Genomic DNA, 14,287 nt, shown 5'->3' with positions numbered 1-14,287 from the left:
CCCTGCCCACGCCCGGGACCGAATAGGCAAGCGGCTGGAGATGCTGTGGCAGCCACCTATCCTCATCTCCGTCGTGTTCGCAGGCGAAATGCTGGCCACAATACTGGCACTGGCTCCCGGCATCACGGGAAGCCGCTGGATGCATTTCGGCCTGACGTCGCTGCTGATCCAGTGGATCAGCCTGCTGACCCTGGGGCTGCTATCGCTGCTTCGCCGCCCGCTGGGCCAACTGCGCCCCCTGGCAGTGGCCTATTTCGCATTTGCCGCTCTACTGGTGATCACCGGCGCAGTCTGCTCCTTGGTCTGGCTGCTGCTACGCAACCTGCTGCACCTGCCTGACGATGCCTGGTGGTCGCTGTGGCTGCAGTTCAGTGGTATCGCCCTTGCGGTGGGGCTGGTCGGACTGGCGATCTTCCGGAGCTCCTGGGATACCCATCAACTGGCGATCCGCGCCAAGCAGGCCGAGCTCGACGCCCTTCAGGCGCGCATCCACCCCCACTTTCTGTTCAACACATTGAACACCGGCGTAGCACTGATTCACGAGCGCCCCGAGGCCACGGAACAGTTGTTGCTCGACTTGGCGGAGCTATTCCGGGCCGCACTCGCCGGCCCTCAGGAAGTCGAACTCTCGCAAGAGTTGGCGCTTACACACCGTTATCTTGAGATTGAAGCGCTGCGCTTCGGATCGCGGCTACGCATCGAATGGCAGCTGCCATCGCCGCTGCCCACGTTGCCGGTTCCCACCCTCGGCATCCAGACGTTGGCCGAGAATGCGGTCCGCCATGGCGTAGAGACATCTGCAACGGGGGGCAAGGTGGTGATCGCTGTCGTCCCTCAGGCCGAGGCCTGGGAAATAAGCATCACCAACGACTTGCCGACAGCCTCGATGGCATCAAACACCGGCCATCGCATCGGACTGGATGCCGTACGCAGCCGGGTACATACATTGACTGGCGGGCGGGGCCGGGTGGAAACCCGGGTCGACGGTGGCTGCTACATCGCCACCATCGTCCTGCCCCGCCCTGTCCCCCATCAGGTCACAACCCGATAACAAGGCCGATACTCCCCGGATATCTTCATCCGGCGCTGCTCGACGAAAGCGCGTAGCAGGCCGTCCAGCGCCTGCATGATGTCGGCATCGCCGTTGATCTCGAACGGACCGAACTCCTCGATCCGGCGCATGCCGTCTTCCTTGACGTTGCCGGCGACGATGCCGGAGAAGGCCCGACGCAGGTCCGCAGCCAATGCATGAGCCGGGCGGCCATGATGCAGATCCAGTGCAGCCATCGCCTCGTGGCTCGGCACGAAGGGACGCTGGTACTCCAGCGGGACGTCGATTGACCAGTTGAAGTAATAGGAATCCCTCTGGTCTTTACGGTACTCGCGCACGCGCACGATGCCCTCGGCCATCCGCCTCGCCACCGCCACCGGATCGCCGACGATGATCTCGTAACGCGAAGCGGCCTCGTCTCCGAGAGTCAGGCGGATGAAACGATCGATCTGCTCGAAGTACGGCGCGGCGATGGCCGGTCCACTCAACACCAGCGGGAACGGCAGCCCGCGATTCTCTTCGCGCAGCAGGATGCCCAGCAGATACAGGATCTCTTCGGCCGTGCCCACGCCGCCCGGGAACACGATGATGCCGTGCCCCAATCGCACGAAGGCCTCCAGGCGCTTCTCGATGTCCGGCATGATCACCAGGTGATTGACGATCGGGTTCGGCGACTCGGCCGCGATGATGCCCGGCTCGGTGATACCGATGTAGCGCGTGCTGGTGCGGCGCTGCTTGGCGTGGGCGATGGTCGCGCCCTTCATCGGGCCCTTCATCGCGCCCGGCCCGCATCCCGTGCAGATATCCAGCCCGCGCAGTCCCAGCTCGTAGCCGACCTGCTTGGTGTAGAGATATTCATCGCGCGAAATCGAGTGACCTCCCCAGCAGACAACGAGGTTGGGATCGGATGGCTGCAGCATGCGTGCATTGCGCAGCAACCCGAATACCGCATTGGTGATGCCGTCACTCGATTCGAGGTCGACCACGGAATCCGGGCCCAGCTCGATGGCCATGTAGGCTAGGTCGCGCACTACCGCGAACAGCAGCTCGGCCACGCCAATAATGAGTTCACCATCGACAAAGGCCGTGGCCGGTGCATTCGACAGCTCCAGGCGGATGCCGCGGTCGCGCTGCGCGACCTGGATGTCGAAATCCGGATAGAGATCGCGAGCCGCGCGCGGGTCGTCGGAAGCGCTACCGCTGGTCAGCACCGCCAACGCGCACCGGCGCAGCAGCTCGTGCATGCCACCGCTGGAGGCATCGCGCAACCGGGCGACCTCCGCGCGCGACAGCACGTCCAGACCGCCTCGCGGGTAGATCCGCGCATCCACCACCGGCAACGCCCTCGATGCCGTAATGCTTGTTTCCATCATGTGCTCCTGTCTGCAACCGCGGGAATGTAGCGCACTCCCCCACCCAAAAGGAAACGGCCGGGTTGCCCCGGCCGTTTCGGTGGACTGCCTAAGTACCGCGAGCGATCAGAACTCGTAGCGGAAGCCCAACTGCATCGACCACTGCGACACACCGACGTTGAAGCCGTCGGCATCCGAGTTGGCGGCGGTCGGATTGCTCGTCCCGGTGTAGTTGTACACGTACTGGCCGTTGTAGATGCCGGCCAGACGCGCCACCGAAGCATCGGCATAGAAGCCGTAGTCGACGATGTGACCCCAGTCCTTGTTGATCAGATTGCCAACGTTCTGGATGTCCAGCCAGATCTGCGATTTGTGGCCCTTGAAGAAGCCCGGCAGCTCCTGGCTGATGCGCACGTCGAAGGTGTTCACGAAGCCGGTGCGGAAGGCATTGGCCGGAGCGTAGCCGCCAGCGTACTTCGCCACTTCCGGATGCGCGGCGAGCCATGCATTGAAGTTGGCGGCCATCGCCGCGTCCGCAGTGAACTGGCCGGCGCTGCTCACACTGCCGAACAGTACGTCGCCATTCGGAACGTAGAACAGGTCGTTGTAGGTACGGCCGTCGCCATTGAAGTCGTTGGCGAAGACGTAGCTGAACGGACGACCGCTGCGGCCTTCGTACACCAGGCCGATGCGGGTCTCGTAGTCACCGAAGAACTTGTGCTTCCAGTCCAGCGAACCGCTGATGCGATCCTTGATCTCGTAGCGCGAGGTGTTTTCCTGGTTCGAATTGACGTCGAAGGCGTACTGGTACGCCCAGCCCGAGCTGGCAGTGGAGCTGGTCAGCGGGCCGACTTCGGTCGCATGGGTGTAGGTGTAGCCCAGGGTCCAGGACCAGTCGCTGCCTTCACTGAACGGCTTGGTCAGCGAGACGGTGAACTGCGAGGTCTTGCCCTTGTCGGTATTGTCGATCAGGTAGACGGCATCGTAGTTGCTGTAACGGCCATAGCGGCTGGCAGCCGAGTTGCTGCCGGTTTCCGACGAGGTCCAGCTGACCTTGTTCGGGTTCCAGTACAGGGTGCGACCGTCCGGACCGGTGTAACCCGGGCCCAGGTTCAGCGCCTGGTAGTACAGGCCATCCTTGACCTTGGTCACCAATAGCTCGGCCGACGCGACGATGCCGTACCACGGCAGTTCGTGGTCGAGGGCCAGATTGGCCTTCCACAGCGACGGCTGCTTGAAGTCGTTGCCGACGAAGTTGACGCTCTGCAGCGCCGAACCGGCCACCGTCGGGACCGGCTGGTTCAGGCCGTCCGGCGAGAACGGCACGGCCGCGTTGTAGGTCGTCTGGTTGTACGAGGTGTAGTTCAGACCGGTGTTGGAGTAGCTGTTGCCGATCCACACCTGCGGGGAGTCACCCTGGAACAGGCCCACACCACCGCGCAGCTGAGTCGGACGCTCACTGTCGAAGTTGTAGTTGAAGCCGAAGCGCGGTTGCAGCAGGAAGTCGCCGCTGAAGATCTTGCTGTTGTTGTAGCCGAAGGTATTCGAGGCCGCCGCGTTGTAGGTCGGCGACGGGTTGGTGTCCGGACGGTCGCCACGCAGGCCCAGGGTCAGGGTCAGGTTGCTGTTGACGTACCAGGTGTCCTGCACGAACAGGCCAAGGTTGTTGTACTTGTAGTCGGCCGGGATCGAACCGGGCGAGGTCTCGGCGGCCAGGCGGTAGCTCGACCAGATGCCGGCGGCGAAGTTGTCCAGACCCTGGAAGATGTAGCTGCCCCACCCATTCTGGGCGAAGTAGTTGTAGATCTCGTTGGTGCTGTAGTCCACGCCGAACTTCAGGTCGTGGTCACCCAGCGTCCAGGTACCGGCACCGTAGTAGTTCCAGGTCTTGGTCGTCAGGATGTTGTTCTGCGAGCTCAGCTCGGTACCGAGGTACAGCGAATCGGAGCCCTGCTGGATCTGGATGCTCGGCGCGGTGGTCGGAGTGACACGGATGGCCGAGTAGTCGCGGTAAGACACCTTGAACTCGGTCGAGAAGTTGTCGCTCCAGTCGGAGAACAGCTGGCCGACGTAGCTCTTGATCGACTTCTCATGCTGATACCAGTACGAGCTCAGCGAAGCCGAGCTGCTGGTCATGCCGTTGATGCGCAGCTTGCTCTGGTCGAGCTTGCTGTAGCGGATGCTGGCACGGTGCTGATCGTTGATGTTCCAGTCCAGCTTCAGCGCGTACTCTTCGAGATCGGTGTTGCCGTTGCTGCTCAGCGAGCCCGGATCGATGCCCCAGGTGTCCCGGGCGATCTGCTGGGCACGCGCGATGTAGGCATCGTTGATGACCGCATTGGTCTTGCCGTAGGCGGTGCTCGCCAGATCGGCGCCTGGCGCGTTCTGCTCGAACTTTTCGTAGTTGGCGAAGAAGAACAGCTTGTCCTTGACGATCGGGCCGCCCAAGGTCATGCCGTAGGTCTTTTCCTTGGTGAAGCCATTGAACGGCGTGCCATCCGGGTTGTCGCCGAACCAGTCACCATCACGATAGGTGCCATAGACCGAGCCGTGGAACTCGTTGGTACCCGACTTGGTGACGGCATTGACGGTGGCGCCCGCAGCGCTGGCAATGCTTACGTCGTAGTTGGACAGGTTGATGTCGATCGCTTCGATGGCCTCCATCGACACCGGCTGGCGACGGGTCGCCATGTTGTTGCCTTCCAGGCCGAAGGTGTCGCTGGCAGCGACGCCATCAATACTGACCGAGTTGTAGCGTGGATTCAGGCCACCGGCAGAAATGGTGCCCGAAGCACGATCTACGAAAGCCACGCGCGGATCCAGGCGCATGTAGTCCTGGATGTTGCCGTTGATCGACGGCAGCGCCTCGATCTTCTCCTGGCTGATGGAGGTACCGGCACCGGTCTTGGTCGCGCTGAACACTTCCGAGCCGCCAGCCATGGCGACCGCATTGACGGTTTCCAGCGTGGTCAGGTCACCGGTCAGCTGTGCATTGATGGTGCTGACCTGGTTCAGCGTCAGATAGATGCCATCCTCGGTCCGGGTGCCTTCGCCCGACTTGGTGATGGTGATGGTGTACGGACCACCGACGCGCAGGCCGCGCGCGTTGTAGCGACCGGCGTTGTCCGTCGTCGCGCGGCTCACGGTGCCCGACTCGGCATGGGTGATGGTCACTTCGGCGCCGGCAACCGGTTGGCCGCTGGTGGTTGTCACCAGACCGCCGACACCTGAGGAGGTGCTCTGCGCGAAGACGGGGGCGGCGGCGAGCGCCACCACGAGACCAAGTGTCAGCTTTGACATGCGGAGACGGCGTGGGTCAGTCATTTCGGTAGCCTCGATGCGAAATTTGGCGGGTACGTAAATTTGGCGGATACGCAAAAAAGCGCGCTAATCCATCCCGTTTGAGGGGGATGAAAGTCGATGTTGTGCTTTGGGGTTCCCTGACCGGGCAGCCGGTTGCAGCCGCAACGGTTAACAACAGGTTAACACGGTATTCGCGCGTTGTGACGAAGACGTGACATTTTTCGCATTGATGGACATTTATGCCGACAAGTGAATCCGCCTGCAATCCGGAGACCAATATCCGGCGCCTGAAACGGCTCAGGCAGGCCGCACGCCTGCCATCAGAGCGGGGGTTCTGGGCGGCATTTGCTGAACTCATTCATGAGGCAGGCCAAAACCCTCGCCCCACCCCATGAGCAAGTTGCAGAGCCCGGCCGGACTGGAGCCGATCGGCCATCGCCCCGACCAGGCGACGAAAAGATGACATCCGCATGTCATCCGGCGGGCCAACTCACCGCCACAACTGGCGAAAAAAACGCGGACAAAAAAAGGCCGACGCGATGCGTCGGCCCTCTTGCCCATTCGGGCAGAACTTGAACGATCAGATCAGAACGATGCGCCGAAGGTCATGCCGAAAGCACGCGATTCCAGCACCTGGTAGTACGGAGTGCCGGTGGAGACCACGTCCGGATACTCGCTCGCCCCCGAAGCCGCCAGCACCTGCGTGCTGCTGGCCCAGGTGATCGCCTGCTTGTTGGTCAGGTTGTACAGGTTCACCTTGATCGACGGCTTCTTCAGCCAGCCCCAGTCGCCAAAGGTATAGCCGGTATCCATGCCGAAGGTGGTGTAGCCACCGACACGCTCGGTATTCATGTAGTCACCGTAACGGGAGCCAGAGTAGCGGCCCTTCAGCGCGACCCAGAAATCGCCGTAGCTGTAGCTCAGGCGCAGGTTGGCAAGGTTCTTCGGGGTATTGGCCAGTTGCTTGCCATCCACCGCGTACTGGTAGGTGCCGCTGGAGGTGCCCACCGCCAGCGTGGCGCTCTGGATCTGGGCCTGAGTGTAGGTGTAGGAGCCATACAACTTCAGGCTGTCGGTGAAGGCATAGCTGGCTTCGGTGTTGAAACCGCGCATGCGCACCTTCGGGATCGAGATATAGGTGGTCAGCGCGGTGCTGTTGTCATAGCTGGTCATCTGCTTGTTCTTGTAGTTGCTCTGATAGAGCATCGACGAGACAGAGAAGCGATCACCGTAGTAACGCCAGCCGATGTCGTGCGTCCAGGCCGATTCCGGCTGCGGGATCACCTCGTCGGTCGACAGGTTCAACGTGATCGAGTTGGTCGCCGGCACGCGGAAGGTCTTGGCAACGCCGTAGTAGAACTGGTTGTGGCTGTCCGGGCTGTACTTCACGCCGAATGCCGGCAGCAGCTTGCTGTAGTCGTTGTCGAAATCCACCGCGATTTCCTTGGTGGAACCCGGCCACTGGTAGTTGTGGCCCTGGCGGTTGGCGCGGATCCACGAAACCCCCAGGTTCAACGCCCAGTCGTCGGCCGGCGTCCAGTTGTCCTGGATGAAGTACTTCTGCACCGTGGTCACGGTGTAGGTGCGGTAGCTCTGCTGCACCGAGCCGTCCGGATAGGTGATGAAGCAGCTGTCGGTATCGGCCCAGACATCACAGGCTTCACCGGTGGACTGATTCACCGCCACGCTGCTGCTGTTCTGGCTCTTGCGCGAACGGTCATACCACACGCCGTAGACCAGGTTGTGGTCCAGACCGATGTCCTGGAAGAACTTGGCCACTACACCCGGGCGCACCGTGCTGGAATACGAGTAGGTGTAGATGTAGTCGGTGCTGCCGTCCACCTTGGTGGAATAGCCATACAAGTTCGAACTGCTGTTGGTCGTCGTCTTGACCGTGCTGGCGCTGGAACCGCCGCCCTGGCCCCACCACACATACGGCACCACCGACAGGCGCAGGCTGTCGCTCAGGGTGAACTCGCCATCGAGGCTGGCCAGCAGGCTCTTGTACGGGTTGCGGCGCAGCTTGTAGTAGGAGGTCGAGCCGCTGCCCCACGTATCGACGTAGTCGTACTCGTAGTCGCTGGCAAGTTGCGTCTTGCTGGCGGTGTTGTACGAGTAGTTCGACTGGCGGTTGTACTGGAACGAGCCGCTGATCGAGTTGCCGGGGCTGATATCCCACAGGGTCTTGCCGTCGATCTTGTTGACATCCATCGTGCCCGCGCCCTTCCACTTGTCCGCGGTATTGCGCGAGAAGGAGATCCAGGAACGCACCGGGCCGGTGTCGCCGGTGTTCACGCGGATGAAGGTGCGACGGTAGTCGTTGCTGCCGAAGCTCTGGTTGAAGTCCACGCCGAAGTCATGGGTCGGATCGATCGTGGACCAGGCGATCTGGCCGCCGGTGGCGCCCATTTCCGGCTGGTCGACGTTCGGCGTGCCCTGCATAACGGTGATGTCGTTGTAGTTCTCGGCATCGCCATACTCGGTGGCATAGACGGAGTAGCTGCCGCTGTCCGTGACCGGTGCGCCGTTGACAGTGATGCCGATCGCCGAGGAGTCGAAGCCACGCAGGCTGTAGTTGCCGTTGTTCAGGCCGGTCACGTCGCTGGTGGATGCGTCCACGCCCGGGATCGCATCGATCACCTGGGTGAAGTTGCTGCCGCCCGATGCATGCGAGATCGCCTCGCGGGTCACCGTGGAGATCGCCTTGCTCGCCGTCTGCACGGTCATGTTGCCACCGCCCAGCACGTACGCATCCTTGTTGCCGGTGACGTTGACCTTGTCCAGCTCCTGTACGCGCTTGGTCTCGTAAGCCGCGGTGGTGTTGGAGGTGCTGGAAGCGGTGACGCGGGTGCTCTGCTCGTCGGCATCGGTGCTCTGGGCATGGGCCTGGCTGGAGAGCACGCTGGCTAGTGCGATGGCGAGCACCGACAACGGGAACGGCTGGCGGGATTTCATGAATGACCTCATAAGGCTGGCGGGATGCGGATGGACACAACCTTCCCGCCAGCGCGGCCCTTGGCCTGGCTGGTGCTTGATTCGCACAATGCGCGGGAGACTGCTTAAAACGTGAGGATCACGTTAAGCGAGGCATGTCGCCGGCATATGTCTCCGTTTTTTTCAAACGAGACATTCATTGACATAGAAGAGCAAGAAAAATGTCTTCGCACGCCATCAATCTGTCACACACATGCTGTCCGCGTCAGACGTTCACCGGCAGCTTGAGATAGGTCCCGAGGCCATCCAGGAACATCTGCACCGAGATCGCCACCAGCAGCATGCCCATCAACCGCTCCAGCGCGGTCAGGGCTCGGTGGCCCAGCAACTTGTAGAGCAAGGGCGAGCAGAACAGGATCGCCGCGGTCGCGCCCCATGCCAGCAACAGCGACAGGCTGAATTCGGGCAGGCGTGCAGGCTCGTTGCTGCCCATCAACATCACCGCCGCCATGCCGGACGGGCCGGCCACCAGCGGGATCGCCAGCGGCACGATGAATGGTTCGCCGTCCGGGATCTCCCCCATCAGCCCTTCCGGGCGAGGGAAGATCATCCGGATGCCGATCAGGAACAGCACGATGCCGCCAGCGATCGCCACCGACTCCTGACGCAGGTGCATCAACTCCAGCGCGTACTTGCCGCCCCAAAGAAAGCCCATCAGCACGGCCAGCGCGATCAGCAGTTCGCGCGCGAGCACGACGCGCTGGCGTCGCGACGGCAGCGGCCTGAGCACGCTCAGGAACACCGGAATGTTGCCCAGCGGATCGAGGATCAGGAACAGCAGCAGCGCCGCGGAAAGGATGGTCATGCCCGGAAATTCCAGATGGCGCCGCGGTGCGGGATGCCCGACGGAGAAAGCAATGTCACGCAGGCGTCGGCGTAGCGGCCCGGATCGGCGGCTTCATGGTCATCCTGATGCTGGAAAGCACGCGCGCGCAGCGGCGTACGCATCGGCCCCGGCTGCAGCCCACTGACCCGCACCGGACTTGCGGCGGTTTCCTGGTGCAGACTCGAAACCAGCCCATGCTGCGCATGCTGCGCGACACCGTAACCGCCCCAGTAGGCCTGCCCCATTCGCACCGGATCATCCACCACGAACACCAGCGCTGCGTCGTCGCGACGGCGCAGCAATGGCAGGCAGGCCTGCGACAACCAAAGACGGGCGGTGAGATCGACATGCAGCGAACGCGCCAATGTCGCCGGCTCGGTGTTCTCCAGTGGCGTCAGTCCCGGAAAATCCGCTGCGCAATGCAGCACGCCATCCAGGCGTCCCAGCTCTGCCTGTACGCGCCCGACCAGCTCGGCGTAGTCGTCCGGCGTCGCCCCGGCCAGGTCCAGCGGATACAACAAAGGCTCCGGCCCGGCCGCAGCCACCACGTCGTAGATGCGTTCCAGCTTGCGTACCTGCCGGCCGAGCAACACCACGGTCGCGCCAGCCGCGGCACAAGCCCGCGCCGCCACCGCACCCAGCCCACCGGCCGCACCGGTAACCAACACGACACGCCCCGCCAACGCCGATGTTGGCGAGGCGATGTCTTCCACCTGGCTCACGGCTGGTAGGCCTCGCTGACGATGCGCTTGAGCTCGCCGGACTCGAACAGCTCCAGGGTGATGTCGCAACCGCCGATCAGCTCGCCGTGGATGAACAACTGCGGGAAGGTCGGCCAGTTCGAGAAACGCGGCAGGTTGGCGCGGACTTCCGGCTCCTCCAGCACGTTGACGGTATGCAACTGCTCGGCGCCCGCGGCCAGCAGCGCCTGCACTGCGCGACTGGAGAATCCGCACATCGGGTACTGCGGCGTGCCCTTCATGAACAGCACGATGGGATACCGCTCGACTTCGGCCTGGATCCGCTCGATCACCGCCATGGGATTCTCCTTGCAGGGCAGAAGCTCGACCGTCCTGGTCAGATAGACTTCCGCGTTGGGCAGACATTGTAAGCCCCCCATGTCCAAGCGTGGACCGCCCCTGGAAAAAAGCCTTCATGCCGATCGAACTGCCTTCCCTGCCTTACTCCCGCAGCGCTCTTGAACCACACCTGTCGGCGGCGACGCTGGACAGCCATTACGGCCAGCACCACCGGCACTATGTCGATGAACTCAATGCGCGGATCGAAGGCGGCGAGTTCGCCGAGCTTGCACTGGAGGAGATCGTCCGACGCGCCCAGGGCAGCCTGTTCGATGCGGCCGCGCAGGTCTGGAACCACAATTTCTACTGGCAATGCCTGCGCGCACGCGGCGGTGGCGATCCGAGCGGCCTGCTTGCCGAGAAGATCGGTGCGGCCTTCGGCGGTGTCGCGCACCTGCGCCAGGAGTTCAACCGTGCCGCGCTCGCCTTGTTCGGCTCGGGCTGGGTGTGGCTGGTGCAGCGACCGGATGGTGCTCTGGCTCTGGTCAGCACCCCGCACGCCGGAACACCGCTGACCGGTGATGACACGCCGCTACTGGCCTGCGATGTCTGGGAGCACGCCTATTACCTGGACCACCAGAACTCGCGTGCAGCCTATCTGGAAGCGTTCTGGAAAGCGGTCAACTGGGATTTCGTCGCCAGCCGGCTGCAATGACGCGTTCCGTAGGAGCGGCTTCAGCCGCGATGGGGCTTTACCGAGAAAGCTCCATCGCGGCTAAAGCCGCTCCTACACAAGATCAAGCCTGCGCCAACCGCTCCAGCACCGGCGCCACCTGCGCCTGACGGCCCAGCGCCTCACCCGCCTGCGCCAACGCCGCACTCAACGTCTCAATGCTGTCGGTACGCAACGTCGCGTGCCCGACCTTGCGCCCGGCACGCGGCTGCTTGCCGTAATCGTGCCAATGCCCACCGGCAACCGCCAGGAACGCCGCGACCGGCGGCATCTCGCCAAGCCAGTTGAGCATGCAGGCATGCCCACGCATTGCGGTGCTGCCCAGCGGCAGGCCGAGCACGGCCCGCACGTGGTTCTCGAACTGCGAGGTCTCTGCGCCTTCGATGGTCCAATGCCCGGAGTTGTGCACCCGCGGCGCCATCTCGTTGGCCAGCAACTCACCATCGCGCACGAACAGCTCCAACGCGAACACGCCGACGTAATCCAGCTTCTCTGCCAACTTGCGCGCATGCGCCTCGGCACGCTGCTGCATGCCGGCATCGATCGCCGCCGGCGCCAGGCTCGCAGACAACACGCCGTCGACATGCCAGTTCTCGGTCAGCGGCCAGGCGCGGAACTCGCCATCGCGACCGCGCACCGCCACCACGCTGACCTCGCGCTGGAACGGCACGAACGCCTCGACGATCAGGCCCGCCTTGTCCGCCTGCTCACCCAACGCGGCCCACGCCGCATCGGCATCAGCCAACGATTTGATCCGGAACTGCCCTTTGCCGTCATAGCCAAACCGACGGGTCTTGAGAATGCATGGCGTGCCGATGCGCGCCAGCGCAGCATCCAGTCCGGCGCGATCATCGACCGCAGCGAAGTCGGGCACGGGGATGTCCAGTTCACGGAACAGCGTCTTCTCGCTGAGCCGATCCTGTGCCACCGCCAACGCACCCGGATTCGGAAACACCGGCACATGTTCAGCCAACCACTGCGCACTGCGCGCCGGTACGTTCTCGAAATCGAAGGTGACCACGTCAACTTGAGCGGCAAACTCGGCCAGCGCAGCCTTGTCTTCGAACCCGCCCACCCGCAGCGGCGCAACCTGCCCCGCACAAGCATCGGTGGACGGATCGAGCACCACGAACCGCAGCCCCAGCGGTGCACCGTCCAGGACCATCATGCGAGCCAGCTGCCCGCCGCCCAGGATGCCAACCGTCGTCATTGGCGCGGATCGTCCGCGGCCATCACATCGTCGGTCTGGCGTTGACGGAATTGCGCCAGCGCCGTGCCGATCACGGGCTGCTCCGGTGCCAGCATCGCCGCGGCAAACAACGCCGCGTTGGCAGCGCCGGCATTGCCGATCGCAAACGTCGCCACCGGGATGCCCGCCGGCATCTGCACGATCGACAGCAGCGAATCCATGCCGTTCAGCGCCTTGGATTGCACCGGCACGCCCAGCACCGGCACGGCGGTCTTCGCCGCCAACATGCCCGGCAGATGCGCCGCGCCGCCGGCACCGGCGATGATCGCGCGCAGGCCGCGCTCGCTCGCCCGTTCGGCGTAGGAGAACAACACGTCCGGCGTACGATGCGCCGAGACCACTTTCACTTCGTAGGGCACGCCCAGCGCATCGAGCTTTTGTGCCGCATGTTGCATGGTTTCCCAATCGGAACGGGAGCCCATCACGATGCCGACCAGCGGCGCGGATTGGTTGGAGGTCATGGCCCTGTCCTGCCTTAAAGACGTATTCTAGCCGTCTTCCACGCAAGACCAAGACCCGACGAAGGCTCATGGACCGCAAACTGCTCGACCTGTTGTGCTCGCCCGACACCCGCCAGTCGCTTTCATTGCTGGACGCCAAGGGGCTGGAAGCACTCAATCGCGCCATCGCCGCCGGCACCGTGCAGCGCGCCGATGGCAGCCACCAGGAACAGCCGCTGCGCGAGGCGCTGGTCACCCGTGACCGCAAGCAGCTGTTCCGGGTCGACGACGGCATTCCGGTGCTGCTGGCCGAAGAAGCCATCGCCACCGCCCAGGTGGCCGATTTCCCGGAAAAGTAATTCGCCGCGATGCAAGCCGTGACCGCTCCCGATCCACTGGTGGTACAGGCTGACGTCGCACGCGCGCTGGCCGAGGACATCGGCAATGGCGATGTCACTGCGGCACTGCTGCCGGATACCGAGGACCGCGCCTACCTGCTATGCAAGCAGGACGCAGTGATCGCCGGCCGCCCCTGGTTCGACGCCTGTCACCAGGCATTGGACCCGCAGGTGCGGATCGACTGGCGCATCACGGAGGGTCAACACGTGACCGCCGGCACCGTGCTGGCGACACTGCAAGGCCGCAGCCGCAGCCTGGTCAGCGCCGAACGCACGTCGCTGAACTTCCTGCAGACGCTCTCGGCCACCGCCACCATCACCGCGCGCTACGTCGCCGCAGTGGCCGGCACCGGCACACGCATTCTCGACACCCGCAAGACCCTGCCCGGCCTGCGCCTGGCGCAGAAATACGCGGTGCGCTGCGGCGGTGGCGTCAATCACCGGATCGGCCTGTTCGATGCGGTGATGCTGAAGGAAAACCACATCCGCGCCGCCGGCTCGATCTCGGCTGCCGTCCAGGCCGCGCGCATGCAGCAGCCAACGCTGCCGCTGATCGTCGAGGTCGAAACCCTGGACGAGCTGCGCGAGGCGCTGCAGGCTGGCTGTGACCGGATCCTGATCGATGACTTCGACGCAACCACGCGGCGTGAAGCGGTGCGTATCGCCGCATCCGCACCGTTCGATCGGCGCATTCCGCTGGAAGTCTCCGGCAGCGTCGACCTGACCAGCGTGCGCGCCATCGCCGAGGACGGCGTGGACTTCATCTCGATCGGCGGCCTGACCAAGCACGTGCAGGCGATTGACCTGTCACTCAAACTCGGCACGCCGCCGGGCTGAACGGCGGCACCTCTGTAGGAGCGGCTCTGGGTGGCCTAGGGCCATCAGCCGCGACAGGCTTTACCGGTAAAGCCTGTCGCGGCTG

General features: G+C 63.6%; 12 protein-coding genes. 4 read left to right on the top strand and 8 right to left on the bottom strand.

Annotation, left to right across the window (positions count from 1 at the left end):
* Window positions 1-40: 40 nt before the first annotated feature.
* Window positions 41-1,051 (top strand): sensor histidine kinase, encoded by a 1,011-nt coding sequence (locus tag AC3WJE_RS18215; protein ID WP_493732242.1) that lies wholly within the window; start codon window positions 41-43, stop codon window positions 1,049-1,051.
* Here AC3WJE_RS18215 and ppnN read toward each other — a convergent pair.
* The 6 genes from ppnN to grxD form a co-directional block, all read right to left on the bottom strand.
* Window positions 1,033-2,421, bottom strand: coding sequence for a nucleotide 5'-monophosphate nucleosidase PpnN (gene ppnN / locus AC3WJE_RS18210; RefSeq protein WP_493732241.1), 1,389 nt, complete (start codon window positions 2,419-2,421; stop codon window positions 1,033-1,035). The genes AC3WJE_RS18215 and ppnN overlap by 19 nt on opposite strands.
* Window positions 2,422-2,529: 108 nt before the next feature.
* Entirely contained in the window at window positions 2,530-5,703 is a 3,174-nt protein-coding gene (locus AC3WJE_RS18205) for a TonB-dependent receptor (RefSeq protein ID WP_493732240.1), read from the bottom strand.
* A 588-nt stretch (window positions 5,704-6,291) separates the two neighbouring features.
* A complete protein-coding gene (locus AC3WJE_RS18200) occupies window positions 6,292-8,661 on the bottom strand; it encodes a TonB-dependent receptor (protein ID WP_493732239.1) in 2,370 nt (789 codons plus the stop codon).
* A 244-nt stretch (window positions 8,662-8,905) separates the two neighbouring features.
* The gene (locus tag AC3WJE_RS18195) at window positions 8,906-9,505 is read right to left on the bottom strand and encodes a YhgN family NAAT transporter (RefSeq protein ID WP_493732238.1); all 600 of its coding nucleotides are present in this window, start codon (window positions 9,503-9,505) and stop codon (window positions 8,906-8,908) included.
* Entirely contained in the window at window positions 9,502-10,248 is a 747-nt protein-coding gene (locus AC3WJE_RS18190; RefSeq protein WP_493732237.1) for an SDR family NAD(P)-dependent oxidoreductase, read from the bottom strand. Before AC3WJE_RS18190 ends, AC3WJE_RS18195 begins: the two co-directional genes overlap by 4 nt.
* Window positions 10,245-10,565 carry a Grx4 family monothiol glutaredoxin gene (gene grxD, locus AC3WJE_RS18185; RefSeq protein WP_493732236.1) on the bottom strand — a complete coding sequence of 107 codons (321 nt, stop codon included), beginning with the start codon at window positions 10,563-10,565 and terminating at the stop codon, window positions 10,245-10,247. Before grxD ends, AC3WJE_RS18190 begins: the two co-directional genes overlap by 4 nt.
* Before the next feature lie 116 nt (window positions 10,566-10,681).
* On the opposite strand from grxD, the gene AC3WJE_RS18180 reads away from it, so the two are divergent.
* The gene (locus AC3WJE_RS18180; RefSeq protein ID WP_493732235.1) at window positions 10,682-11,260 is read left to right on the top strand and encodes a superoxide dismutase; all 579 of its coding nucleotides are present in this window, start codon (window positions 10,682-10,684) and stop codon (window positions 11,258-11,260) included.
* Window positions 11,261-11,342: 82 nt separating this feature from the next.
* Here AC3WJE_RS18180 and AC3WJE_RS18175 read toward each other — a convergent pair whose 3' ends face one another.
* Both AC3WJE_RS18175 and purE read right to left on the bottom strand, forming a co-directional pair.
* Window positions 11,343-12,488: a 5-(carboxyamino)imidazole ribonucleotide synthase gene (locus AC3WJE_RS18175; RefSeq protein WP_493732234.1), complete on the bottom strand. Its 1,146-nt coding sequence runs from the start codon at window positions 12,486-12,488 to the stop codon at window positions 11,343-11,345.
* The gene (gene purE, locus AC3WJE_RS18170) at window positions 12,485-12,988 is read right to left on the bottom strand and encodes a 5-(carboxyamino)imidazole ribonucleotide mutase (RefSeq protein WP_493732233.1); all 504 of its coding nucleotides are present in this window, start codon (window positions 12,986-12,988) and stop codon (window positions 12,485-12,487) included. Before purE ends, AC3WJE_RS18175 begins: the two co-directional genes overlap by 4 nt.
* 68 nt (window positions 12,989-13,056) lie before the next feature.
* Here purE and AC3WJE_RS18165 point away from each other — a divergent pair, with 68 nt between their 5' ends.
* Window positions 13,057-13,326 (top strand): Trm112 family protein, encoded by a 270-nt coding sequence (locus AC3WJE_RS18165; RefSeq protein WP_493732232.1) that lies wholly within the window; start codon window positions 13,057-13,059, stop codon window positions 13,324-13,326.
* Window positions 13,327-13,344: 18 nt separating this feature from the next.
* Window positions 13,345-14,202, top strand: coding sequence for a carboxylating nicotinate-nucleotide diphosphorylase (nadC, locus tag AC3WJE_RS18160; protein WP_493732231.1), 858 nt, complete (start codon window positions 13,345-13,347; stop codon window positions 14,200-14,202).
* The last annotated feature ends 85 nt before the right edge of the window (window positions 14,203-14,287 follow it).

The sequence above is a fragment of the Pseudomonas sp. GW821-FHT07E12 genome, assembly GCF_058986605.1.
The sequence above is the reverse complement of the archived record's forward strand: the minus strand, read 5'-3'. Positions and strand labels throughout refer to the sequence as shown.